At 73.1% G+C, this 21,781-nt stretch carries 22 protein-coding genes; 11 read left to right on the top strand and 11 right to left on the bottom strand.

Features of this window, described 5'->3' with window-relative positions:
- Window positions 1-7 precede the first annotated feature (7 nt).
- The 4 genes from ACIQUR_RS31765 to ACIQUR_RS31750 all read left to right on the top strand — a co-directional run bounded on the left by ACIQUR_RS31765 (window position 8) and on the right by ACIQUR_RS31750 (window position 2,839).
- Window positions 8-712 (top strand): RraA family protein, encoded by a 705-nt coding sequence (locus tag ACIQUR_RS31765; protein ID WP_403671857.1) that lies wholly within the window; start codon window positions 8-10, stop codon window positions 710-712.
- 61 nt (window positions 713-773) lie between these two features.
- Window positions 774-1,523, top strand: coding sequence for an ArsR/SmtB family transcription factor (locus ACIQUR_RS31760; protein ID WP_403671855.1), 750 nt, complete (start codon window positions 774-776; stop codon window positions 1,521-1,523).
- Window positions 1,524-1,582: 59 nt separating this feature from the next.
- Window positions 1,583-2,533: a DMT family transporter gene (locus ACIQUR_RS31755; protein WP_403671853.1), complete on the top strand. Its 951-nt coding sequence runs from the start codon at window positions 1,583-1,585 to the stop codon at window positions 2,531-2,533.
- Between the two features lie 105 nt (window positions 2,534-2,638).
- On the top strand, window positions 2,639-2,839 hold the full coding sequence (locus ACIQUR_RS31750) for a CsbD family protein (RefSeq protein WP_403671850.1): 201 nt from the start codon (window positions 2,639-2,641) through the stop codon (window positions 2,837-2,839).
- Window positions 2,840-2,986: 147 nt separating this feature from the next.
- On the opposite strand, the gene ACIQUR_RS31745 is transcribed toward ACIQUR_RS31750, so the two are convergent.
- The 6 genes from ACIQUR_RS31745 to ACIQUR_RS31720 form a co-directional block, all read right to left on the bottom strand.
- Window positions 2,987-3,856 (bottom strand): MurR/RpiR family transcriptional regulator, encoded by an 870-nt coding sequence (locus tag ACIQUR_RS31745; protein ID WP_403671847.1) that lies wholly within the window; start codon window positions 3,854-3,856, stop codon window positions 2,987-2,989.
- 97 nt (window positions 3,857-3,953) lie between these two features.
- Complete coding sequence (locus ACIQUR_RS31740; RefSeq protein ID WP_403671844.1) at window positions 3,954-5,234, bottom strand: cyanophycinase; 1,281 nt, start codon at window positions 5,232-5,234, stop codon at window positions 3,954-3,956.
- An 11-nt stretch (window positions 5,235-5,245) separates the two neighbouring features.
- The gene (locus tag ACIQUR_RS31735) at window positions 5,246-6,460 is read right to left on the bottom strand and encodes a M20 family metallopeptidase (protein WP_403671841.1); all 1,215 of its coding nucleotides are present in this window, start codon (window positions 6,458-6,460) and stop codon (window positions 5,246-5,248) included.
- Window positions 6,457-7,209: an amino acid ABC transporter ATP-binding protein gene (locus ACIQUR_RS31730; RefSeq protein ID WP_403671910.1), complete on the bottom strand. Its 753-nt coding sequence runs from the start codon at window positions 7,207-7,209 to the stop codon at window positions 6,457-6,459. The genes ACIQUR_RS31735 and ACIQUR_RS31730 overlap by 4 nt, the downstream gene beginning before the upstream one ends.
- Window positions 7,210-7,217: 8 nt before the next feature.
- Window positions 7,218-8,156, bottom strand: coding sequence for an amino acid ABC transporter permease (locus ACIQUR_RS31725; RefSeq protein WP_403671907.1), 939 nt, complete (start codon window positions 8,154-8,156; stop codon window positions 7,218-7,220).
- Between the two features lie 26 nt (window positions 8,157-8,182).
- Entirely contained in the window at window positions 8,183-9,139 is a 957-nt protein-coding gene (locus ACIQUR_RS31720) for an ABC transporter substrate-binding protein (protein WP_403671838.1), read from the bottom strand.
- 310 nt (window positions 9,140-9,449) lie between these two features.
- Between ACIQUR_RS31720 and ACIQUR_RS31715 the strand changes: the two genes are divergently transcribed.
- The 4 genes from ACIQUR_RS31715 to ACIQUR_RS31700 all read left to right on the top strand — a co-directional run bounded on the left by ACIQUR_RS31715 (window position 9,450) and on the right by ACIQUR_RS31700 (window position 12,932).
- The gene (locus tag ACIQUR_RS31715) at window positions 9,450-10,877 is read left to right on the top strand and encodes a pre-peptidase C-terminal domain-containing protein (protein ID WP_403671835.1); all 1,428 of its coding nucleotides are present in this window, start codon (window positions 9,450-9,452) and stop codon (window positions 10,875-10,877) included.
- 133 nt (window positions 10,878-11,010) lie between these two features.
- The gene (locus ACIQUR_RS31710; protein WP_403671832.1) at window positions 11,011-11,562 is read left to right on the top strand and encodes a DUF4383 domain-containing protein; all 552 of its coding nucleotides are present in this window, start codon (window positions 11,011-11,013) and stop codon (window positions 11,560-11,562) included.
- Window positions 11,563-11,579: 17 nt separating this feature from the next.
- The gene (locus tag ACIQUR_RS31705) at window positions 11,580-11,759 is read left to right on the top strand and encodes a DUF6480 family protein (RefSeq protein WP_403671829.1); all 180 of its coding nucleotides are present in this window, start codon (window positions 11,580-11,582) and stop codon (window positions 11,757-11,759) included.
- Window positions 11,760-11,855: 96 nt separating this feature from the next.
- Window positions 11,856-12,932 carry a MerR family transcriptional regulator gene (locus ACIQUR_RS31700; protein WP_403671826.1) on the top strand — a complete coding sequence of 359 codons (1,077 nt, stop codon included), beginning with the start codon at window positions 11,856-11,858 and terminating at the stop codon, window positions 12,930-12,932.
- A 69-nt stretch (window positions 12,933-13,001) separates the two neighbouring features.
- On the opposite strand, the gene ACIQUR_RS31695 is transcribed toward ACIQUR_RS31700, so the two are convergent.
- From ACIQUR_RS31695 to ACIQUR_RS31675, 5 genes are all read right to left on the bottom strand, one after another.
- Entirely contained in the window at window positions 13,002-13,805 is an 804-nt protein-coding gene (locus tag ACIQUR_RS31695; protein WP_403671823.1) for a DUF1295 domain-containing protein, read from the bottom strand.
- A gap of 31 nt (window positions 13,806-13,836) precedes the next feature.
- Window positions 13,837-15,150, bottom strand: a complete 1,314-nt coding sequence (locus ACIQUR_RS31690; RefSeq protein ID WP_403671820.1) for a class I SAM-dependent methyltransferase — start codon at window positions 15,148-15,150, stop codon at window positions 13,837-13,839.
- The gene (locus ACIQUR_RS31685; protein ID WP_403671817.1) at window positions 15,147-15,917 is read right to left on the bottom strand and encodes a DUF1365 domain-containing protein; all 771 of its coding nucleotides are present in this window, start codon (window positions 15,915-15,917) and stop codon (window positions 15,147-15,149) included. The genes ACIQUR_RS31690 and ACIQUR_RS31685 overlap by 4 nt, the downstream gene beginning before the upstream one ends.
- Window positions 15,914-17,170: an NAD(P)/FAD-dependent oxidoreductase gene (locus ACIQUR_RS31680; protein WP_403671814.1), complete on the bottom strand. Its 1,257-nt coding sequence runs from the start codon at window positions 17,168-17,170 to the stop codon at window positions 15,914-15,916. Before ACIQUR_RS31680 ends, ACIQUR_RS31685 begins: the two co-directional genes overlap by 4 nt.
- 260 nt (window positions 17,171-17,430) lie before the next feature.
- Entirely contained in the window at window positions 17,431-18,078 is a 648-nt protein-coding gene (locus ACIQUR_RS31675) for a fasciclin domain-containing protein (RefSeq protein WP_403671811.1), read from the bottom strand.
- A 614-nt stretch (window positions 18,079-18,692) separates the two neighbouring features.
- Here ACIQUR_RS31675 and sigK point away from each other — a divergent pair.
- The 3 genes from sigK (at window position 18,693) to chrA (ending at window position 21,658) form a co-directional block, all read left to right on the top strand.
- Window positions 18,693-19,280 (top strand): ECF RNA polymerase sigma factor SigK, encoded by a 588-nt coding sequence (gene sigK, locus ACIQUR_RS31670; protein ID WP_403671808.1) that lies wholly within the window; start codon window positions 18,693-18,695, stop codon window positions 19,278-19,280.
- Window positions 19,277-20,026, top strand: a complete 750-nt coding sequence (locus ACIQUR_RS31665) for an anti-sigma factor domain-containing protein (RefSeq protein WP_403671805.1) — start codon at window positions 19,277-19,279, stop codon at window positions 20,024-20,026. Before sigK ends, ACIQUR_RS31665 begins: the two co-directional genes overlap by 4 nt.
- Window positions 20,027-20,245: 219 nt before the next feature.
- A complete protein-coding gene (gene chrA / locus ACIQUR_RS31660) occupies window positions 20,246-21,658 on the top strand; it encodes a chromate efflux transporter (protein WP_403671802.1) in 1,413 nt (470 codons plus the stop codon).
- The last annotated feature ends 123 nt before the right edge of the window (window positions 21,659-21,781 follow it).

Genomic DNA, 21,781 nt, shown 5'->3' with positions numbered 1-21,781 from the left:
GGATCTGATGGACGCGCTGAAACTGCACCTCACCTACCTGGACCTGACGACCGCACACGTCGCGGACGCGCTTCTGCGGCTGGGGCTGCCGATCCGGCAGGCCCCGGCCTCGGTACGACCGCTGGCCGACGGCACGCACCTCGTCGGCAGGGCCCGGCCGGCCCGCCATCACGGCAGTGTGGACGTGTTCCTGGAAGCGATCGAGCAGGCGGCCGCGGGGGACGTGCTCGTCGTCGACAACGCCGGCCGCGACGACGAGGCCTGCGTGGGCGACCTGGTCGCCCTCGAAGCCGAACGCGCCGGGCTGGCCGGTGTGGTGATCTGGGGGCTGCACCGGGACACGCGCGAGCTGCGCGGCATGCGGCTGCCCGTGTTCAGCCAGGGCGCTCTGCCCGCCGGCCCGCAGCGGCTGGAACCCCAGGGGCCCGACTCCCTCGTCTCGGCCCGGATCGGCGGGGTGCACGTCACCCGCGACGACTTCGTCCTCGGGGACGACGACGGGGTGCTGTTCCTGCCCCTCGACCGCGCCGCCGACATCGCCGCGACGGCGGGCGGGATCCGCGACGCCGAGCGCCACCAGGCCGCCCGGATGCGGCTGGGCACCAGCCTGCGCACCCAGGTCGGGTTCGCCGACTACCGCGCGGCACGGGACCGGGACGGCACGACCTTCCGCGAGCACCTGCGGGCCGTCGGCGGCGCGATCGAGGAGTAGGCGCCGCACACGTTCCCCAGACGATTCGCCATCAAGCGAAATGTTGCGGCAAGCTGGAGGGATGAATCAACCGCCCTCCGGGAATCCGTCCGAAAAGCCCGATCCGGCGTCCCCCGCTCCGGCGGCGCGGCTGGCCGGCCTGGCCGCAGCGCTGGCCGACGAGACGCGGGCCGCCATCTGCATGGCCCTGCTGGAGGGGCGCGCCTGGACGGCCGGCGAGCTGGCCCGGATCACCGGGGTGGCGCCCTCCACCGTCACCGGGCACCTGGTGCGCCTGGAGGAGGCCGGCGTCTGCGTGACCGAGCGGCAGGGCCGGCACCGGTACGTCCGGATCGCCGACGCGGCGACGGCCCGGCTGGTGGACGGGCTCGCCTCGTTCGCGATCCCCGACCGGGACGCGGCGCACGCGGTGCCGGTGGTCGGCGCCCCCGATCCGCTGGCGCGGGCCCGTACCTGCTACGACCACTTCGCCGGGCGCCTGGGCATGGCCGTCACCGACGCCATGGAGCGGGGCGGTCTGCTGCGGACCTCCGGGGTGTTCGAGCTCACCCCGGAGGGGCGGGAGTGGTGCGCCGGGGCGGGCGTGGACCTGGTGCAGGAGGGGCGCCGGCCGCTGGTGAGCGCGTGCCTGGACTGGACGGAGCGGCGCCGCCACCTGGGTGGTCTCGCCGGAGCCCGGCTGTGCGCCCGGGCGCTGGACGCCGGCTGGGTGGAGCGGCCCGCGTCCGGCGGGCGGGCGCTGCTGGTCACGGCGGCCGGGGAGCGTGCCTTCGGGGAGCTGCTCGGCCTCGCGCCGGCGGAGTACGCCTAGGAAGCGTGACGGCACAACATTTCGGTGGACACCGAAATGTTGTGGGTTAGAGTGGAGGCATGAGATCCCACGCGCTGCTGCCGCGCTCCCCGCTGCCGATCCACCTCCCGACCCTGGGGGCCGTCACCTTCACGGTGCTCGCGTGGGCCTCCGCCTTCGTGTCGATCCGCAGCGCGGGCGCGGCGTACTCCCCGGGGGCCCTGGCCCTGGGACGGCTGCTGACCGCCTCGCTCGTGCTCGGGCTGCTGCTCCTGGCCCGCCGCGAAGGGCTGCCGCCGCGGGGCGCGTGGCGGGGGATCCTCGTCTCGGGCGTGGTCTGGTTCTTCGGGTACACGGTGATGCTGAACTGGGGCGAGCGCCTGGTGGACGCGGGCACCGCCGCCCTGCTCGTCAACATCGGGCCGATCCTCATGGCCCTGCTCGCGGCCCGGCTGCTCGGCGAGGGGCTGCCGCCGCAACTGCTGCTGGGCATGGGGGTCTCGTTCGTGGGCGCGGCCGTCGTCGGCCTGTCCATGTCCGCGCCGGCCGCCGGGGGCGGCTCGACATCCGTCCTCGGCGTGGTCCTCTGCCTGCTGGCGGCCGTGGCGTACGCGACCGGAGTCGTCGCCCAGAAGCCCGCGCTCGCGTGCGGATCGCCGCTCCAGATCACCGCGTACAGCTGTCTCGTCGGAACCCTCGCCTGCCTGCCCTTCGCCGGCCGGCTGGCCGCGGAGCTGCCCCGGGCGCCGCTCTCCGCGACGCTGAACATGCTCTACCTGGGCGTGGTGCCGACCGCCCTCGCGTTCACCACCTGGACGTACGCCCTGTCCCGGATGCCCGCCGCGAAGCTGGGCGCGACCACGTACGCCGTCCCGGCCATCGTCGTGCTGCTGAGCTGGCTGCTGCTGGGCGAGGTGCCGGCGTGGCTGACGCTGCTGGGCGGTGCGCTCTGTCTGGCCGGAGTGGCCGTGTCCCGTCGCCGCCCCACCCCCCGCCCGGCGGAGCCGGCCGAAGCCACCGGGACGCGGTAGCGCCCTCCGCGCTCCGCGCGCGGAACCTGCCCGGCTGGCCTAGTTTGGCCATCGACCGACTGTTTCTTCCGAATCTTCGGAATCTTCGGAAAAGGGAGATTTTCCATGGCTGACAAGGCCAAGGGCAAGATGGAGCAGGCCAAGGGCAAGGCCAAGGAAGTCGCCGGCAAGGCGACCGGCAACGAGCGCATGAAGGCCGAGGGCAGGACCGACCAGGTCAAGGGCAAGGCCCGGGAGGTCGCGGGCAAGGCCGAGGAGCAGGCCCGCGGCATCAAGGACTCCCTCCGGGACCGCCGCCGGACCTGACCCGTTCGCCCGCTCCACCTGCGGCCGGTCACGGCGCGTTCGGCGCCGCGGCCGGCCGTACGCGCGCGGCCAGGACGTCGTAGGCCGCGGGTGCGGCGTACGACGAGGGTCCGGCGGACGCCGCGGGTGCGGCGACGCCGGGGGACGTCAGACGAGGCCTATGCGGCGGGCGATCTGTTCGTTCCGGCCGAGGTGCTGGTGGGCCTGGGGGCCGAGGGCGTTGATGACGTTGGCGATCAGGACTTCGATCACGGCGAGGGTGGGGACCAGGCTGTCGTAGGGGGCCGTGCTGCCGACCTGGCTGGGCAGGACGACGTCGGCGTGGGTGGCGGCGGGGGAGAGCCACGGGTCGGTGAAGACGATGGTCTTGCCGCCGGCATCGCGGGTCAGCTGGGCGATCGCGGTCTTGTCGTCCTCGTAGCGCCGGTAGTCGAACAGGACGACGACGTCCCGTCGGCTCAGCTGCGTCAGGGCCGCGGTGCGTTCGACCGGCCGGTCGGGCAGGAAGCGGACCTCCTCGCGCAGCTGCATCAGGTGGAGGCCGAGGTACTGGGCCAGCAGGTGGGTGAAGCGGCCGCCGGCCAGGGTGATGTGACGTTTGCGGTCGGCGAGGAGCTCCACCGCGCGCGTGAAGTCGTGCGGGGGGATCTCGGCGAAGGTCTGGGTGACCGGCGGATTGAAGGCGGCGTCCGCCTGCTCCAGGAGGCCGGCCGCGCCGGTGTCGTCCTGCGGGACGCTGCCCAGGCCGGCGGCTTCGTAGAGCGCGATGGGGGAGGCGTTGCGCGCGTCGAGTTCGGAGCGTACGGCGGCCTGGAGGTCGGGGAAACCGCGGTAGCCCATGCGTGCGGCGAAGCGCAGGACGGTGGGGGCGGAGACGGCGGCGCGGTCGGCGATGACGGCGACGGTCTCGAAGACCGCCGAGGGGTATCCGGCCAGCAGCGTGCGGGCGACCTTGCGTTCGGCGGGGCTGAGTTCGCCGAGGTCGGCGCGGATGCGGTCGGCCAGGGTGCCGCTCATCGTCCTTGGTTCCTTTCGGGGGTTCGTGCCGCGTCCGCCGAGCCTAGTGCCAGGCGCGGCGGACGCGGCTGTCCGGGGGGTGGTGGCGCCCGTCCGGTCAGCGGGGGGTGATGCCGAGGACGAGGCCGGTGATCGTGGCCGGCTCCGTCGCTCCGGCGCCCCAGGCGCTGGGGCCGGCCGGCTTGGACAGCGTCACGGTGAAGCGCGGGTCCGTCTCGAAGGTGGAGGCGGTCGCGGTGCGCTGGGCTCGGGTGGCGGCCAGGGCCCGGGCGGTGGTCAGCAGGGAGTAGGGCCGGCCGGTGGAGTTGTCCGGGGAGTTGAAGACGTCGTCGTTGGCCGGCACGGGGGTGTCGCCGGCCGGGACGGCGGGGCGCTTGCCGGGGGCGGGCAGGGCCTGCCAGGCCTGCGGCAGGTAGCGGTCGCCGTCGGTGAGGTGGGTGTAGCGGGCGCCGCTGAGCGACCAGCCGGCGGCGGTGGTGCGCGTACGGGCGTGGCGCAGGTCCAGCACGGTCAGTCCGCGCGTGCCCTTGACGGTCGCGGTCTCGGCGGGCGTGCCGGGGCGGTCGACGATCAGGGCGGTGTTCTCTTCGAGGCCGTAGACGCGGTCGTGGCCGGTGTCGGCGGCCAGGCGCAGGGCCCGCCCTTCGCGGCCGTAGGCGCCGGTGTGGGTGTCGATCAGGCCGGAGCCGAGGAACCCGAAGCCGCCCTCCGGCAGGTAGCCCAGGCGGGTGGGGTCGTCGAAGTAGCCGGGGGCACTGCCGTCGCGCAGCCCCTGGTGGGACTCGCCTCCGGTGACCATGTCGCGGCCGGCCATGATCTGGGCCCCGGCGGAGGAGCCGGCGACGACCGCGCCGGCGGCGAGCTTGGCGCGGATGGCGGCCAGCACCTTGGTGTCGGTGTGCGCGTCGCCGTGCAGGAGGGTGGTGACGTAGCGGTACTGGTCGCCGCCGCCGAAGAAGAATCCGGTCATGGAGTTGACCTGGGCGACGACCGCGTCGGCGTCGGCGTTGGCGATGTGGTCGAGGTCGACGGGTATCCACTGCGCGTCGGCCGCCCCGTGCCGGGTGAACAGGGAGGCGTAGTAGGCGCCGTTGCAGGCGGAGTTGCTGCACAGGTCGGGGTCGTCGGCGTGCGGGTCCTGGCTGGCGGGCACGGAGGCCGCCGTCAGGATTCCGATGCGGGCGTTGCTCCCGCCGGCGCGGCGGATGATCTCACCGTAGACGGCTTCGTTGTCGGCCTTGAGGCCGCCGCCGATCAGCACCAGCGAGCCGGCGACGGCGGGGTGGGGCACGGGCGTGGCGTGGGCGGGGACGGTCAGGGCCGCGAGCAGCACGGTGGTGGCGGCCATGAGGCCGCGCCGTGAGCGGGTGCCGGGCATGAGGGCTCCGTTCAGGGGGCGTTGGTGTGGCAGAGGCGGGCGATCAGCAGGGCCAGCAGGGTGACGCGGTCGGTGATCGTGTCGGTGTCGAGCCACTCCTGGGGTGAGTGGTCGGCCCCGCCGACGGGGCCGAGCCCGTCGAGGACCGGAGTGCCGGCCGCCGCGATGGTGTTGGCGTCGCCGACTCCTCCGGTACGGGCCGCTCCGAAGGTGACGCCGAGCTCGGCGGCGGCGCCGCGGGCCAGGTCCAGCATGTGGCGGCTGGCGTCGGTCGGCTCCATCGGCGGGCACAGGTCGAGCTGCCGTACGGTGGCCGTGGTGCCGGGGACGGGCAGCTGCGCGGCGCTGTCCACGAGGGCGTGGCCGATGCGGTCCAGGCAGGCGGCGCCGGCTGCGCGGACCTCGACGTGGAGTTCGGCCCTGTCGGGCACGATGTTGGGTCGGGTGCCGGCCTGCAGGACACCGACGTTGATCGTGGCATCCGTCTCCCTGCTGTTGAGTGCCTGCAGGGCGATGGTCAGGTGAGCGGCGGCGAGGGCGGCGTGCGCGCCGCGTTCGGGCTCGATGCCGGCGTGCGCCGCCCGGCCTTCGACGGTGATCAGGTATTCGGCCACGCCCTTGCGGGCGATGACCACGTCGCCGTTCTCCCGCGCGCATTCCAGGGCCAGGGCGAAGTCCGCCTCGGCGGCGAGGTCGCGGGTCAGTGCGGCGCTGCCGGGGGAGCCGATCTCCTCGTCCGGCGTGGCCCAGAAGATGATCTCGTCGTAGTCGTCGAAGCCGTCTTCGGTCAGGATCTCCAGCGCGCTCAGTCCGGCCAGCAGGCCGCCCTTGTCGTCGCTGACCCCCGGGCCGTGGGCCAGGGAGCCGTCGAGGCCGAACGGCCGCTCGGCGGCGGTCCCGTCCTCGAAGACGGTGTCCATGTGGCCCGCGAGCAGGATCCGCCGCCCGCCGTCGGCCGCCCGGCGGGCTCCCTTCTTGCGGGCGACGAGGGCGTTGCCCAGCGCGCGTCCCCGGTGGCGGCCGGCGGGGACGGTCTGCACGGTGGCGCCGCAGCGTTCGAGGCGGTCGGTGAGCCAGGCCGCGACGCGGTTGACGCCGTCGGGGCTGTAGGAGCCGGAGTCGATGGCCACCAGCGCGGCGAGGTCGGCGAGGTACTCGCCGTGGCGGGCTGCGGCCCGGGCCCGCAGCGTCCGCGTGGACGGCTGGGGCCGGGTGGCGGCGCTCACAGGACCTTGGAGAGGAACGCACGGGTGCGGTCCTGGGTCGGTTCGGTCAGGACCTGGCGCGGGTCTCCGGCTTCGACGACAACGCCTTCGTCCATGAAGACGGCCGTGTCGGCCACTTCGCGGGCGAACCCGATCTCGTGGGTGACGACGACCATGGTCATGCCGTCCGCGGCCAGGCGCCGCATCACGTCCAGTACGTCGCCCACCAGTTCGGGGTCGAGGGCGGAGGTGGGCTCGTCGAAGAGCATCAGCTTCGGCTTCATCGCCAGGGCGCGGGCGATGGCCACGCGCTGCTGCTGGCCGCCGGAGAGCTGCGCCGGGTAGTGACCGGCCCGGTCGGCCAGCCCGACCTGCCGCAGCAGCCGGTGCCCTTCGGCCTCTGCCTCCGGCTTCGGGACGCCGCCGACCTTCACCGGCGCCTCGCAGACGTTCTCCAGGGCCGTCATGTGCGGGAAGAGGTTGAAGCGCTGGAAGACCATGCCGATGTCGCGGCGGCGTGCGGCGACCTCCCGCTCGCGCAGCTCGTGGAGCCTGCCGGACTGGCGGCGGTAGCCGACGAGGTCGCCGTCGACGGACAGGGTGCCGCCGTCGATCCGCTCCAGGTGGTTGATGCACCGCAGGAAGGTCGACTTGCCCGACCCGGACGGGCCCAGCAGGCAGCAGACCTGGCCGCGCTCGACCGTCAGGTCGATGCCGCGCAGCACCTGGAGGCTGCCGTAGTTCTTGTGGACCCCACGGGCCTGGACCATGGGACGGGTCATCGCCCGGCCTCCTTCTTCGTACGACGGGCCCACGAGGTGCCGGCGCTGCCGAGCATCCGCTGGAGGGCGGGGGTGCTCCGGCCGCGGGTCGTGCCCCGCCCGTACCGGCGCTCCAGCCAGGCCTGCGGGACGCTCAGCAGCGAGACCAGCGCCAGGTACCAGCAACTGGCCACCACGAGCAGGGGGATGACCTGGTAGTTCTGCGCGTACACCTCCTGGACGTTGGACATCAGGTCGTGGGCGGCGATCACGGAGACCAGCGCGGTCATCTTGAGCATGTTGATGGTCTCGTTGCCCATGGGCGGGATGATGACCCGCATCGCCTGCGGCAGGACGATCCGCCGCATGGTCAGGCCGGGGCGCATGCCCAGCGAGTGCGCGGCCTCGGCCTGCCCGGGGTCGACGGACTGGATGCCCGCGCGGACGATCTCGGAGGCGTACGCGGCTTCGTTGAGGCCGAGGGCCAGCAGGGCGGCCACCGCGGGGGTCAGGACGGCGTTGGTGTCCCAGGAGACGAACGTGATGTCCGTGAACGGGATACCGATCTTGATCTGGGAGTACAGCGCGGCGGCGTAGCCCCAGAAGATGATCTGCACCAGCAGCGGCGTGCCCCGGAAGGCCCACACGAACAGCGACGACAGCCCGTACAGCACCGGGCTGTCGGACAGCCGCATGACCGCGATGACGGTGCCCAGCACCAGGCCCAGCAGCATGGCGGCCGCGGTCAGCCACAGCGTGGTGGCCATCCCGTCGAAGATCAGGCCCGCGAAGAGGTAGTCGCCGACGACGTCCCAGTGGAGGTTGTCGTTCTTGGCCAGCGATCCGACCAGCCCGATCAGCGCGGCCACGGCCGCGACGGCCGCGGCCCAGCGGCCGTAGTGGCGGACCGGCACGACGTCGAGGGCCTCGTCGCCGCCGGTGGCCACGGGCGGGATGCCGGTCGTGGACGCGGTGGTGCCGGTCACTGGCCACCCGCGTTCTTGGTGGCTTCCTTGACGGCGATGGAGGCGACCCCGTACTTGTCGCAGATCTTGGTCAGGGTGCCGTCGTCGATGAGCTGCTGCAGCGCCTTCTGGATGGCGTCGGTCAGCTGCGGCAGCTTCTTGGACACCGCGATGCCGTTCGGCGAGGCCTTGTAGCCGCCCTGCGCCGCCGGGTCCTCCACCGAGTCGAAGGCCTTGCCGTCCTCGGCGGTCTTGGCGGTCCAGCCGGCGGCCGGCTTCGTCAGGACGTCCGCGACGACCTTCCCCGCGCGCAGGGCGAGCTGGGCGTCGGAGTCCTTGGGGAAGGTCTGGATGTCGACGGGCTTCCTGCCCAGCTCGGTACAGCGCGCCTGATGGGCCTTGAGCAGGTCCGCCTGGTTGGTGGCGGCCTGCACCCCGACGGGGTGGCCGCACAGGTCGTCCAGCGTGGTGATCCCGGCCGGGTTGCCCTCGGCGACCAGCAGGCCGGAGCCGGACTGGGAGTAGTCGACGAAGTCGACGACCTGCTGGCGCTCCTTGGTGTCGGTGATGGCGGAGATCGCCACGTCGTACTTGCCCGCCTGGATCGCCGGGATGATGCCGTCGAACTTCTGCGGCGTGAAGGTGAACTTCACCCCCAGCTTGGCGCCCAGGGCCTGGCCGAGGTCGTAGTCGAGGCCGGTCAGCTGGCTCTCGCCCTCCTTGACGAACATCTCGAACGGGGCGTACGGCACGTCGGTCGCCACGCGGACGGTGCCGGACGACCGGATCGCCTCCGGCAGGGAGTCGTGCAGGCCCGCGTCCTTGCGGACCTGCACGCCGGCGACCTCGACGGAGGCGGGAGCGGCCGCGCCGGGCGCGGGGGCACTGTTCCCGCACGCCGACAGGGTGGCGGAGCCGGCAAGCGCTACAGCCGCTGCCGACAGGAAGCGGACGGTTCGTGTGCGTGCGTGCATGACGGTGGGACCTCGTTCACAAGGGGAGTGGACACGGGGACGGCTGCCATCGGCGAGCCACACCGGAAGTTACAGATCCGCGCAGCGTTTGACCAGATGTATCGCACGTTACGTTGATGAGAGTGGGTGCTGCCGGGGTGAACGATCCCGGTTTCAGCGCGATATGCAGGCCTATGGCGCGGTTTGGAACCCCTGCACATCGATCTCTTCGTTACATCTATGCATGGACATGGCTGGCTTGTATCTTCCGCTACTACTCGGATGCGGCACCGGTCGCATCCTCCCCACCTCCCAGAGCGAGGGCACCGCCATGCACCGCACCCACCGCCGAGCCCGCCCCGTGCTCGCCGCCGCGGCCACCGCCACCCTGCTGACCCTGCCCGGCACGCTCCTGGCCGCCGAACCGGCCCACGCCGCGGTGTCCAGAATCCGCCTGGGCAGCGCCACGGACGCCGCCCGCCCCTCCTGGCAGGGCCCCGCCCATGTCATGAACGGGGCCGGCGCGGTCGTCCCGGGCTCCATGAGCCGCGCCCTCGACGACATCCGCGGCGGCACCGGCAGCCTCGACGTCGTGGTCCTCGCCGGCTCCGCCCCCACCAGCGGCAGCAAGACGCCCGAGTGCGACACCGTCATGACCCTGCCCGGCGTCAACTCCTGTACCACCTGGACGCTGACCACCGCGGCCGACGCCGGCAACGCCCAGGCCAACGCGGACGTACGCAACGCCGAGTTCGTCTACTTCGCCGGCGGCGACCAGTGCCGCTACGCCGCGTGGAAGGGCACCCCGCTGGAGGCCTCCGTGGAGTCCGTCGTGGCCAAGGGCGGCGGCTCGGGCGGCGGCAGCGCCGGCCACCACATCAACAGCCCCCTCGTCTACGACGCCTGCAACGGCAGCGTCACCAGCAGCGAAGCCCTCGCCAACCCCTACGACCGCTCCATCAGCTTCACCACCGGCCTGTTCACCTGGAACCACTACGACAACGTCGTCAACGACTCCCACTTCGTCGCCCGCGACCGCATGGGCCGCCTCATGACCTTCGTCGCCCGGTCCATCAAGGACGGCCTGACCACCGACGGATCCGCCTGGGGCGTGGGAGTCGAGGAATCCGGCGGCTCCCTGCACATCGACAGGAACGGCCTGGCCACCGCCTACGGCAAGACCAGTTACGTCGTCCTCGGCGACCACCAGCCCGAACAGGCCGTGGCCCGCAAACCCCTCACCTACACCAACTACAAGATCTTCAAGCTCGCCCCCGGCGCCACCTTCGACTTCGCCCACCGCCCCACCTGCGGCTACTACCTGCGCAGCGTCATCGCCGGAGTTCCCGACGCCAACCTCTACGACGGCACTCCGCAGACCACCTGCGCCCCCACCGCCACCCTCACCGAAACCGAACCCAACGACACCCGCGACACCGCCGACGACGCCACGACCCTGACCGCACCGGCCACCCTCACCGGCAACCTCGACCCCAGCGGGGACCGCGACCTCTACGCCCTCACCCTCACCGCCGGCCGGCGCGCCGACGTCCACTGCGCCGTCCCCGGCGACTACGACGCCGACGTGTACCTGCTCAACGCGAGCGGGAACACCCTGACCCGGTCCGTCAACGACGGAGCCGGCACCGACGAAGCCCTCACCCTCACTCCCACGGCCACCGGCACCCACTACCTGGAGGTCGACGCCTACGCGGGCTCCGGCACCGGCACCTACACCTGCACCCTGACCACCACGTAGCGCTTCACGGCGCAGCGGGACCTCCCAGCGGGGCCGAAAACGACGCAGAAGCACTGCGAGTTTCGCGGCGTCGCCGCGTTCCTCAAGCTGAAGCCCTCGGGGACCGGCCCATTCCACCCCTCTGGGAGGGACCATGCGTCTGAAAGAGGAACTGCCCGTGGACCACCGACTCCACCGGGTCTACGGCATCGGCGCCGGCCTGTGCGGCCTGCTGCTCCTCGTCTTCGGCTCACTCGGCTTCGCCGACAGCCTGTCCTTCTTCAGCACCGAGGGGCAGCGGATCGCCGGACTGTCCACCAACGGCCTGCTCAGTTCGATCTCGGTGCTCTTCGGGGTCCTGCTGATCGTCGCCGCGGTGATCGGCGGCAACTTCGCCTCGACGGTCAACATCGTCGTCGGAGTCCTCTTCGTCGCGAGCGGCTTCCTCCACCTGTTCCTCATCGGCCGCCCGGGCAACATCCTCGACTTCGGGCTGTCGAACGTCGTCTTCAGCTTCCTCATGGGGCTGCTGATCATGACCTTCGGGATGTACGGCCGGGTCAGCGGCGGACTGCCCCACGACAACCCGTACTGGCAGCGCCGTCACCCCCGGCAGGCCGCGCGCGAGAAGGCCGCCGCCCGCCGTCTGGCCCTGGCGCCCGCGGAGCCGGCCGCCATCCCCGAGCACCAGCGCGAACCCGCCTGACCCACCCGGGAGGAATCATGTCCACACCCAAGGTGCCCCCCGAAGAGACACCCGAGGTGGAGGCCTCGACAGCGGCCGCACACCAGGAGCGGCCGGACGGAGGGGTCTGGGAACATCCCTGGGCCTTCCTGAGCCTGATCGCGGTCGGGGCGCTCATGGTGGCCGCGTTCTTCGTCGTCCGCATCGCAGGCTGGTGAAGCCGCGGCACACACGCCACGGTGTCCACGGCCACGGCGTCCACGGCGATCCAGCCCCGGCCGACTCGCATCGATCCCGCATCGGATGGTGGCGGAATGACCGAAGGAAGTCCCGGAGTATCCACGGGTGCGGTGGCACGCCGACTGGGCGTGTCGCCGACCACGGTGCGGTCCTGGGAGCAGCGGTACGGCATGGGACCGGCCGTCCGGGAGGGCAACCGGCACCGGCGGTGGATGCCCGACGACGTCGCGATGCTGGAGGAGATGTGCCGGCTCACCTCGTCGGGCATCCCTCCGGCGGAAGCCGCCCGCGCGGCCGTGGCGCTGCGCCGACAGCTCGACGGGGACGCCCCCGCCGAGCTGTCGGCACGTCCGCCGCAGGACGCCGGCGGGCCGGCGGACGTTCCGGCGGACCTTCCGGCGGACCTTCCGCCGCCGTCCGCCCACGGAGGCGCGGGCGGCGGGCTGCCCCTCGGCCGGGTGCGACAGGAGTGCCGGGGGCTGGCCCGCGCCGCGTTGCGGCTCGACGGCCCGGCCATGGAGAGCCTGCTGCACGAGGCCATGCGGACCCACGGCCTGGTGACCGCCTGGGAAGAGGTCATGGCGCCGACGCTGCACGCGGCGGGCCGCAAGTGGGAGTCCGCTGACGACCGCTACGTCGAGGTGGAACACCTGCTGTCGTGGCACGTCTCGACCGTCCTGCGACGGGCGGCGGCCGCCGCCCCGGTCCCGGGCCGAGCCGCACCGGTGGTGATGGCGTGCCTTCCCGGCGAACAGCACACCCTCCCGTTGGAGGCCCTGGCCGCCGGTCTGGCCGAACGCGCGCTGCCGGCCCGCATGTTCGGCGCGGCCGTACCCGCGGAGGCCCTGCTGGCTGCCGTGCGCCGACTGGGGCCGCCGGCCGTGGTGCTGTGGTCGCAGTCCCGCGCCACCGCCGACAGCACCCTGGCCCGGCAGGTGGCCCTCACCGCCTTCGGGGTCAAAGGCGCACGGAAAGCCCCTCTGGTCCTCCTGGCGGGCCCCGGCTGGCCCCCGCAGGCCGCCACGGCGGGCATGAGGCGTCCCGGCGGGCTGCGACAGGCCCTGGACGCCATCGGTGCGCTCTACGCGGCGCAGGCCGCGGCTCCCGCGGACGACGGAGAGCGGCCCGGGGCTCCCGGCGGGGAGTCCTGACTCCTCCCCGCCGTGACGGCCCGCTCACCCCAATCCCCCCACGCGACGGCCCACTCCTCTGCGTCGCTCCTACAGCGGGCGCGGCGGCCTGGGGAAGAAGCCGCTGGTGCGGGCCTGGTAGGCGGCGTATCCCGGCCGGCCGGCCATGTGGGCCTCCAGCAGGCGCTTGCCGCTTCCCTTGATGAGCAGGGCGCTCATCACCAGCGGCGAGACGACGGTCGCCGCCGCGGCGGGCCAGGTGGCACAGGCGGTCAGGTACAGACCCCACCAGACGAGGAAGTCGCCGAAGTAGTTGGGATGCCGGGTCCAGGACCACAGGCCGCGGTCCATGATGCGGCCCTTGTTCGCCGGGTCGGCCTTGAAGCGGGCGAGCTGGTGGTCCCCCACCGCTTCGAAGAAGAGTCCGGCGGCCCACAGGACGAGCCCCAGCGCGGCCGCGACGTCCAGGGGCCGGGGCAGCAGCAGGGCCGTCTGCACGGGGAGCGAGATCAGCCAGACCAGGGCGCCCTGGAGCAGGTAGACGGTCCGCAGGGCGTACAGGGACCGGTTCCCGCGGGCCCGGGCGAGCATCCGGGCGTACCGCGGGTCCTCGCCGTGCCCGCGGGCGCGCCAGGCGATGTGCCCCGCCAGGCGCAGCCCCCACACGACGGTGGCCAGGGCGACGACGGTGCGTCGCGCGGGGTCGCCGTGGCCGGCCGAGAGGAACCAGCCGACGACCGCCACGGCGGCGAAGGCCAGGCCCCAGGCGATGTCGACGATCCGGTGCACGCCCTTGGCCGTGCCGACGGCGAACGCCCCGAGCATGACGACGAGCGCGGTGCCCGCCGACGCGGCGAGGACGGTGCCGAGGGCCGTGGTGTCGACGGTGGTCACGTGTGGGTCCCCTTCGCAGGCGGTACCGCGGTCATCGGGCGTCCTCGCCGGGCCGCTCGCCTCCGGTGAGCACGAGCTGCCGCACGTCCAGGTAGCCCGAGCGGAAACCGGCCTCGGAGTAGGCGAGGTAGAGCTCCCACATGCGCAGGAAGGTGTGGTCGAAGCCCAGGGCGGTCACCTCGGCGGACCGGCGTACGAACTCCTCGCGCCACAGCCGCAGCGTCTCCGCGTAGTGGTCGCCGTAGCCGGTGTCGTGCGCGACCCGCAGGCCGGCGGCCGCGCTCTCCCGGGCGATGGCCTCCCGCGAGGGGATCAGGCCCCCGGGGAAGACGTACTTGCTGATCCAGGTGTGGGTGCGGGCGGTGTTCAGGACCTGCTCGTGCGGCATGGTGATGGCCTGGAGCGCGGCCCGTCCGCCCGGAGCCAGCAGGCGGCGCACGGCACCGAAGTAGGCGGGCCAGTAGTCCGCGCCCACCGCCTCGATCATCTCCACGCTCACCACGGCGTCGTACGTGCCCTCCAGGCGCCGGTAGTCGCACAGCTCCACCGTGACGCGGTCGGCGACCCCGGCGTCCGCGGCGCGACGGAGAGCCAGTTCCCGCTGTTCCCGGGAGAGGGTGACGGTGTGGACGCGGGCACCGCGCAGGGCCGCCCGGATGGCGAGTTCGCCCCAGCCGGTCCCGATTTCCGCCAGGCTGGTGCCCGGTCCCGTTCCGGCCAGGTCGAGGAGCCGGTCGATCTTCCGGTGCTGTGCCGCGGCGAGGTCGCCGGCGTCGGCCGGGAGGGAGGCGAAGACGGCCGAGGAGTAGGTGAGGGTGGGGTCGAGGAACGTGGCGAACAGGTCGTTCGACAGGTCGTAGTGGCGCTGGATGTTCTCGCGTGCCCCCTCGACGGTGTTCAGGTCCGACGCGGGCCTGCGGCGGACCCACGCGCGGCGCAGGCCGCGCAATGGCGCGGGCACCAGCTCGTCCACGTGGCCGGCCAGGACGGTGAGGACCTCGACCAGGTCGTCGCTGTCCCATTCGCCGGCCATGTACGCCTCGCCGAAGCCGATCAGCCCGTCCGCCCCGATCCGCCGGTGGAACGCCTCCGGGTCGTGCAGGGTCAGGACCGGCAGCCGGGCGGCTCCGCCCTGAGGCTGGTGGGGGAGGGGTGCCGGGGCCCCGCCGGTGCGCACCCGCAGCGGCAGCCGCCGGAAGGCGCGCTCGACGATCCGGCGCGCTATGGAGGTGCGCAGGGCCGAGGCCGGGGGCAGACGGGCGACGTCGGGCCAGCGTGCGGCGTCCACGAGGTGGCGGCCGGCGCCGGTCGCGTCGTGGGGAGCAGGGGGAAGGGTGAGCGTCACGGTGTGTCTTCCTGGGCGACGGGGCCCGGGCGGGTGGGCCGGGGCTGGACGGGGAGGCGTTTGAGGTACAGGCGTATTCCGTGCCGGCGGATGCCGAGGGACACCCCCGCCGTCGACCACGGGTTGCGCAGGAGGGCGGCCAGCAGCGCCCGGCCGCCCGCCGGGCGGTGCGTACCGCGGACGGTGGCGGTCAGGGGGCGGGAACCGTCGCCGTGACGGAGCTGGACGGTGAGGTCGAGGCGGTCCCCGGGCAGCGGCAGCCGCATCCGGTAGCCGCCCTCGACCCCGAAGAAGGGGGAGACGTAGAAGTCCTTGGCGACCTCGGCCCGGCCCTCGGCGTCCGGGCGCAGGAGGTAGCAGTGGCGTTCGCCGTAGGTGTTGTGCACCTCGGCGACGACGCAGTCCAGGCGCCCGGACCCGTCGTGGCACCAGTAGAGGGTCAGGGGATTGAACACGTGCCCCAGGACGCGGGCGTGGGCGAGCATCAGGACCCGTCCCTCCGGCCGCCGCGCCCCCTGGGCCGCGAGGTACGCGTCGAGCCCGGCGCGCAGGCTGGACGCCTCCCCCGCGAAGTGGTCCCGGGCCTCGAAACGCGCGAACGGCCGCAGCGGCCGGGGGAGGACGGGCAGGTCGTCCAGGTCGACCAGCCACATGTACGTGCGGTGCCGGAGCCCGTACCTGAAGGGCGTCGTCCGCACGTGCCGCACCTCCGTCGCGTACAGGGCGGGGAGGTGGGGGGCCGTCGGCGGGGCTGCTGTCGCGCTCACCAGGTCGCTCCCAGCGCTCTGGCCGCCTCCGCGCCCGAGCGGCAGCCGTCCTCGTGGAACCCCCATCCGTGGTAGGCGCCCGCGTACGCGGTCACGCGGTCGTTCAGGGCGGGCAGCAGGCGCTGCGCCGCGACCGAGGCGGTCGTGTACACCGGGTGCTCGTAGGTCATCCGGGCCAGGACCATCGACTCGTCGATGCGGTCGCCGGGGTTCAGGGTGACGATGTGCGGCTCGTCGGCGGGCAGGCGCTGCAGCCGGTTCATGTCGTAGCTGACCTGGACGGAGCCGGGGCGGGCCGAGCAGGAGGGGAGCCGGTAGTTCCAGGAGGCCCGGGCGTGGCCGCCGCGCGGCAGCTGCGAGGTGTCCCGGTGCAGCACCGTCGGGTTGCGCGAGTAGGTGAAGGCACCCAGAACGCGTCGCTCCAGGTCGGTGGGGCCGTCCAGCAGGCGCAGCGCCTGGTCGGGGTGGACGGCGATGACGACGGCGGAGTGCTCGGCCGTCTCCCCGTCGTCGGTGAGGATGCGCACCCGGCCGGCGCCGCGCACGATCCTGCGGACGGGCGTGGAGGTCTGGACGCGGGACGCGGACTTGGCGGCCTTCTCGACGTAGGCCGCCGACCCTCCGGTGACGGTCTTCCACTGCGGGGATCCGGTGACCGAGAGCAGTCCGTGGTGGTCGAGGAAGCGGAAGAGGTAGCCGGCCGGGTACTGCAGGGCGGTGTCCGGGGCGCAGGACCAGACGGCCGCGACCAGGGGCAGGGCGAAGTGGCTGACGAAGTACGCCGGGAAGCGGTGCTCGCGGAGGAAGTCACCGAAGGTGCGGGTGGTGTCGCCGTCCGCGAGCAGCCGGCGGGCGGCGCGGTGGAACCGCGGCACGTCGGCCAGCATCAGCAGGTGGCGGCCGCGCAGCAGGTTGCCCCCGCCCAGCAGCCCGCGCGGGCCGCGGGCACCGGCGTACTCCAGGCCGCAGCCGTCGCACCGGACCGACATGCTCATCTCGGAGTCCTGCGTGGTCACGCCCAGTTCACGGAAGAGCCGCAGGAGGTGGGGGTAGGTCCGCTCGTTGTGGACGATGAAACCGGTGTCGACGCCGACCGTCCCGCCCCCGGCCGTCGGCACCTGGTGGGTGTGCGCGTGCCCTCCGAGGCGCTCGTCGGCCTCGTAGAGCACCACGTCATGGGTGCGTGACAGGACATGGGCGGCCGTGAGTCCGGAAATTCCCGCACCCACGACGGCGATGCTCTCCCTGCCCATGCCCTGTACCCCCTGATCTCGGCGGGCCGGGAAGAGGTCCTCCCGGGCCCGGGCCTTCAACACTGCATCTGCACCGGTTCTTCGGCGCCGCGCCGCTGCCGGATGGGGACGCGATGCGGTCAGATTCCGCGCGACGGACCGTCCGGAACAACTCGCAGCGTTTGCGCAGCGAAAAGCGGAACGTGACGACTGGCGGCCCTGCGCGCCTCCCTCCGCGGAGGGGCGCAGGGCCGCCGTACGAGCCCGTCCCGGCAGACCGGCTACTTCGGCATCAGCACGGTGTCGATGATGTAGACGTTGGCGTTGGCGGTCTTGACGTTGCCGCAGACCACCTTGGCGGTGTCGTTGACCGTGTAGGACTCGCCCGAGCCGGCGGTGGTGATCGTGCCCTTCTGCAGCGTCTCGAACGTGCCGTTCTGCAGCTGCTGCGGCGTGAGCCGCTGCCCCACCACGTGGTACGTGAGGATGTTGGTGAGGGCGGCCTTGTCGGCGAGGACCTTGTCGAGGTCCGCCTTCGGGATCTTCGCGAAGGCCTCGTTGGTCGGCGCGAAGACGGTGATGTCCTTGGCGTTGTTGAGCGTGTCGACCAGGCCGGCCTGCTTGACCGCGGCGACCAGGGTGGACAGGGCCGGGTTGTTGGAGGCGGCGGTGGCGACCGGGTCCTTGGCCATGCCGTCGAAGGAGCCCGCGCCCTCCTTCGGCACACCGGCACAGGCCGGTCCGAACGGCTCGTCACCGGTCATCGTGTCGCCGGCGGGGCTGCTCTCCCCGGTCCCCGCGGTGGCCCCGGCAGCGGTGGGCGCTGCCTTGGTCTCGCTGCCGGAGTCGGAGCACGCGGCCAGGGAGAGGGGGAGCAGGGCGGCCGCGGCGACGGCGATGGCGGTGCGGCGGATCCTGATGCTGTTCATGGTCCTGTGCTCCTTGGCTGTGATGCGTGTGGTGTGTTGAGTGATGTGGTGTGTTGCGTGTGGTGCGTGGTGCGGTGGTGTTGCCGGATCCGCCCGGTGGGGGCGGGCCGGGGGTCTGGGGGACGGTGACGAGGACGCTGTGCCGGTCGCTCGCTCCGCCGGGCAGGGTCCGGGTACGCCGTTCCGTGTTGCCGGGCACGCGCAGGCGGGCACCGGCCGGTGCCGGCGGCCGGATCTCCGGCCGGCGCGCCCGACCCGGCGCGGAAGAGGATCCTGCGGAAGCTGCTCACACCCGTCATTCGCCGGCACCCGCCCGGTGGATTGGTGCGGACCCGAAAGAGTGAACCGGTCACCCCGGTTGCCGCTCCCCGCCGCAGCAGCAGGAGCGCCCGGACGGCGCGGACGGCGAAATGCGCCCCCATCCGGATGCCCGTCCGCTACGAAGAACCCCTGAGACGTCCACCCGCTCCGGTGAACGGCCCGGCCGCCACGGCGGTCAGGACCGCGACCGTGAGCCCCGAGAAGCCAAGGACCGGCATGCGATGGACACCCCGCCCCCCGACGGCGCCGCCCGGCCGCGCCCGCGCCGTCTCGCCACGGCCGGAGACCCGCACGTGAACCAACCGATCCCCTTCCGCGGCGGACCCGCCACCGGCCGGGCCGACCTCGCCGAGATCATGCAGAAGGTCGCCCGTGGCGACAAACAGGCCTTCTCCACTCTCTACGACGCGCTCGCGCCCCTGGTGTTCGGGATCGTGGTCAAGGTCGTACGCGACCGGGCGCAGTCCGAGGAGGTGGCCCAGGAGGTCATGATCGACCTGTGGCGGCAGGCCGCCCGCTACCGTCCCGACGCCGGCGCGGTGACCACCTGGGCCGCCACCATCGCCCACCGGCGGGCCGTGGACCGGGTCCGCTCCGCCCAGGCCGCCTCCGACCGCGAACAGGCCCAGGCCGCCCGCGAACACACCACCGCCTTCGACGAGGTCGCCGAACAGGTCGAGACCCGGCTGGAGTCGGAGCAGGTACGACGTTGCCTGCGCGGCCTGACCGAACTCCAGCGGCAGGCGGTGACCCTGGCCTACTACCGGGGACTGACCTACCGTGAAGTCGCCGAAGCCCTGCGCACACCGCTTCCCACCATCAAGACACGCATGCGCGACGGGCTCATCCGGCTCCGCGACTGCATGGGGGTGACCACGTGAAACACCACGCATCCGACGCCCACACCCTCGCTGCCGCCTACGTCCTCGGCGCACTCGAAGCAGGGGAACGCGACGCGTTCGAAGCCCACCTGAGGGCCTGCGAGGCCTGCCGGCAGGAAGCCGCGGAGCTCGAGGCGACCGCGGCGCGGCTCGCCGCGGCGGTTTCCGAGCCGCCGCCCGCGTCGGCCAAGCACCAGGTCATGGCAGCCATCGACGGGGTGCGCCAACTCCCGCCGCGGATCCCGGTCCCCCCCTCCGCACCCGCCGCCGTCTCCCGGCTGCGCCGCGCGGCGCTGCCGCTGGCCCTGGCCGCCAGCGCGGCCGTCGTGGTGCTGGGCGGCGTCACGGTGTGGCAGGCGTACCACAGCCGTGACCTCACCCAGGAGGCCCGCCAGGCCCAGCAGCAGCTCGACGCCGTCACCGCCGTCCTCGCCGCGCCGGACGCCCGTACCGTTCACGGCCGTACCGCCAACGGGGCGTTGACCACCGTCGTCACCTCCGACCGCCAGAACAGGGCCGTCTTCGCCGCCGCCAACCTCCCCGCACCCGGCACGGGCAAGACCTACCAGCTGTGGCTCGACCACGACGGCACGATGCGCCCGGCCGGCTTCGTCGACCACGACGGCACCGTCCTGCTGACCGGGAACCCCGCCGACGCGGGTGCGGTCGGCCTCACCCTCGAACCCACCGGCGGCTCACCCCAGCCCACCACCGACCCCCTGCTGCTGATGACCCTTCCCACCTGACCGGGCACCCGCCCGGGCCGTCGGGCCCGCACGGCGTCCCGAAGGTGAAACACGTTGTTCACGTCCCTCCCCCAAGACCTCTCTACCGGCGCGCCAGCACTCGGTGCAACCATGGTGGCACCGAGATCGGCGGGGAGGGGGAACGCGGTCACGCACGCCCCTGCCGTCTGGACCCACGGCCGCCCCGTACGGCCCCGACCATGACGAAAGGGCGTGCCGGTGACCGCCACCGAACAGCCGCCGGGCCTCCGGGCCGGAGCCGGAAGCCGGGCCACCGCCGGCCGGGACGTGATCCCGCTGCGGCAGGCGACCCGTACCTGGTTCGCGATCTCCTGGCAGACCTTCGGCGGTCCGGCCGGCCAGATCGCGGTGATGCAGCGGGCGCTGGTGGAGGACAGGCGCTGGATCGGCCAGCAGCGGTTCAACCACGCCCTGAGCTACTGCATGCTGCTGCCCGGCCCCGAGGCCCAGCAGCTGGCGATCTACACCGGCTGGCTCCTCAACGGCACCCGCGGCGGCCTGATCGCCGGCACCCTGTTCGTCCTGCCCGGTGTCCTCACCCTGCTCGCCCTGTCCGCCCTGTACGTGGCCTTCGGCTCGACCGCAGCCGTCGCGGGCGTCTTCGCCGGCCTGGCCCCCGCGGTCGTGGCGATCGTCGTGCAGGCCGTCTCCCGGGTCGCGCAGCGCTCCCTCACCCACCCGCTGCTCATCGCCCTGGCGGCCGCGTCCTTCGCGGCCCTCGCCCTGTTCTCCGTACCCTTCCCCGCGGTCATCGCCGCCGCCGCCCTGGCCGGCTGGCTCATCGCCCGCTACAAGCCCGGCGCGCTCACGCCGGCAGCCGGACACGGGGACGGCGACGGGCCGGCTCCGCTGATCGCCGACGACGCGCTCCACCACGAGCAGCCCGGCCGCCGCCGCACCTGGCGCATCCTCGCGACCGGCCTGCTCCTGTGGGGCGTCCCGGTGGCCGCCGTCGCCGTACTGACCGGCACGGGCAGCGTGTTCACCAGCCAGGGCGTGTTCTTCTCCGGCACCGCGCTGGTCACCTTCGGCGGCGCCTACGCCGTCCTGGCCTTCGTCGCCCAGCAGGCCGTCCAGACGTACGGCTGGCTCAGCGCGAAGGACATGGTCAGCGGCCTGGCCCTGGCCGAGACCACCCCCGGCCCCCTGATCATGGTGGTCCAGTTCGTCGCGTTGCTCGGCGCGTACCACAACCCCGGCGGCCTCGACCCGTGGGCCGCGGCGCTGCTCGGCGCCCTGCTCACCACCTGGGTCACCTTCGTGCCCTGCTTCCTGTTCATCTTCCTCGGCGCCCCCTACATCGAGCGGCTGCGCGGCAACCGCCGCATCTCCGCCGCCCTGACCGGCATCACCGCCGCGGTCGTCGGAGTCATCGCCAACCTCGCCCTCTACTTCGCCGAACACGCCCTCTTCACCACCGTCGAGGACCGGACGCTCGGCCCGCTCACCCTCGCCCTGCCCGACCTCACCACCCTGCGCCCCGCCGCCCTGGCGATCACCGTCATCGCGGCGCTGCTGATCTTCAAGATCCGCTGGAGCGTCCTGCGCACCCTCGGCGTCTGCGCGGCCCTCGGCCTGGGCGCCGCCCTGGTGGACCTGCCCGGCATCTGACCGGCCCGCGGGGCCGGGCGGTTTCCCCGAACGGGCGTACCCGATTGGTGTTCCACGCGGCGGCACGGGAAGATCGCCGAGGCCATCAGGACGACGGCCGACGGCACGACGAGGGAGCACCAG

This window comes from Streptomyces sp. NPDC101132 (assembly GCF_044759225.1).
In the GTDB taxonomy this organism is placed as follows: Bacteria; Actinomycetota; Actinomycetes; order Streptomycetales; family Streptomycetaceae; genus Streptomyces.
Note: the sequence above shows the minus strand (reverse complement) of the source record. Positions and strands in the feature narration are given on the sequence as shown.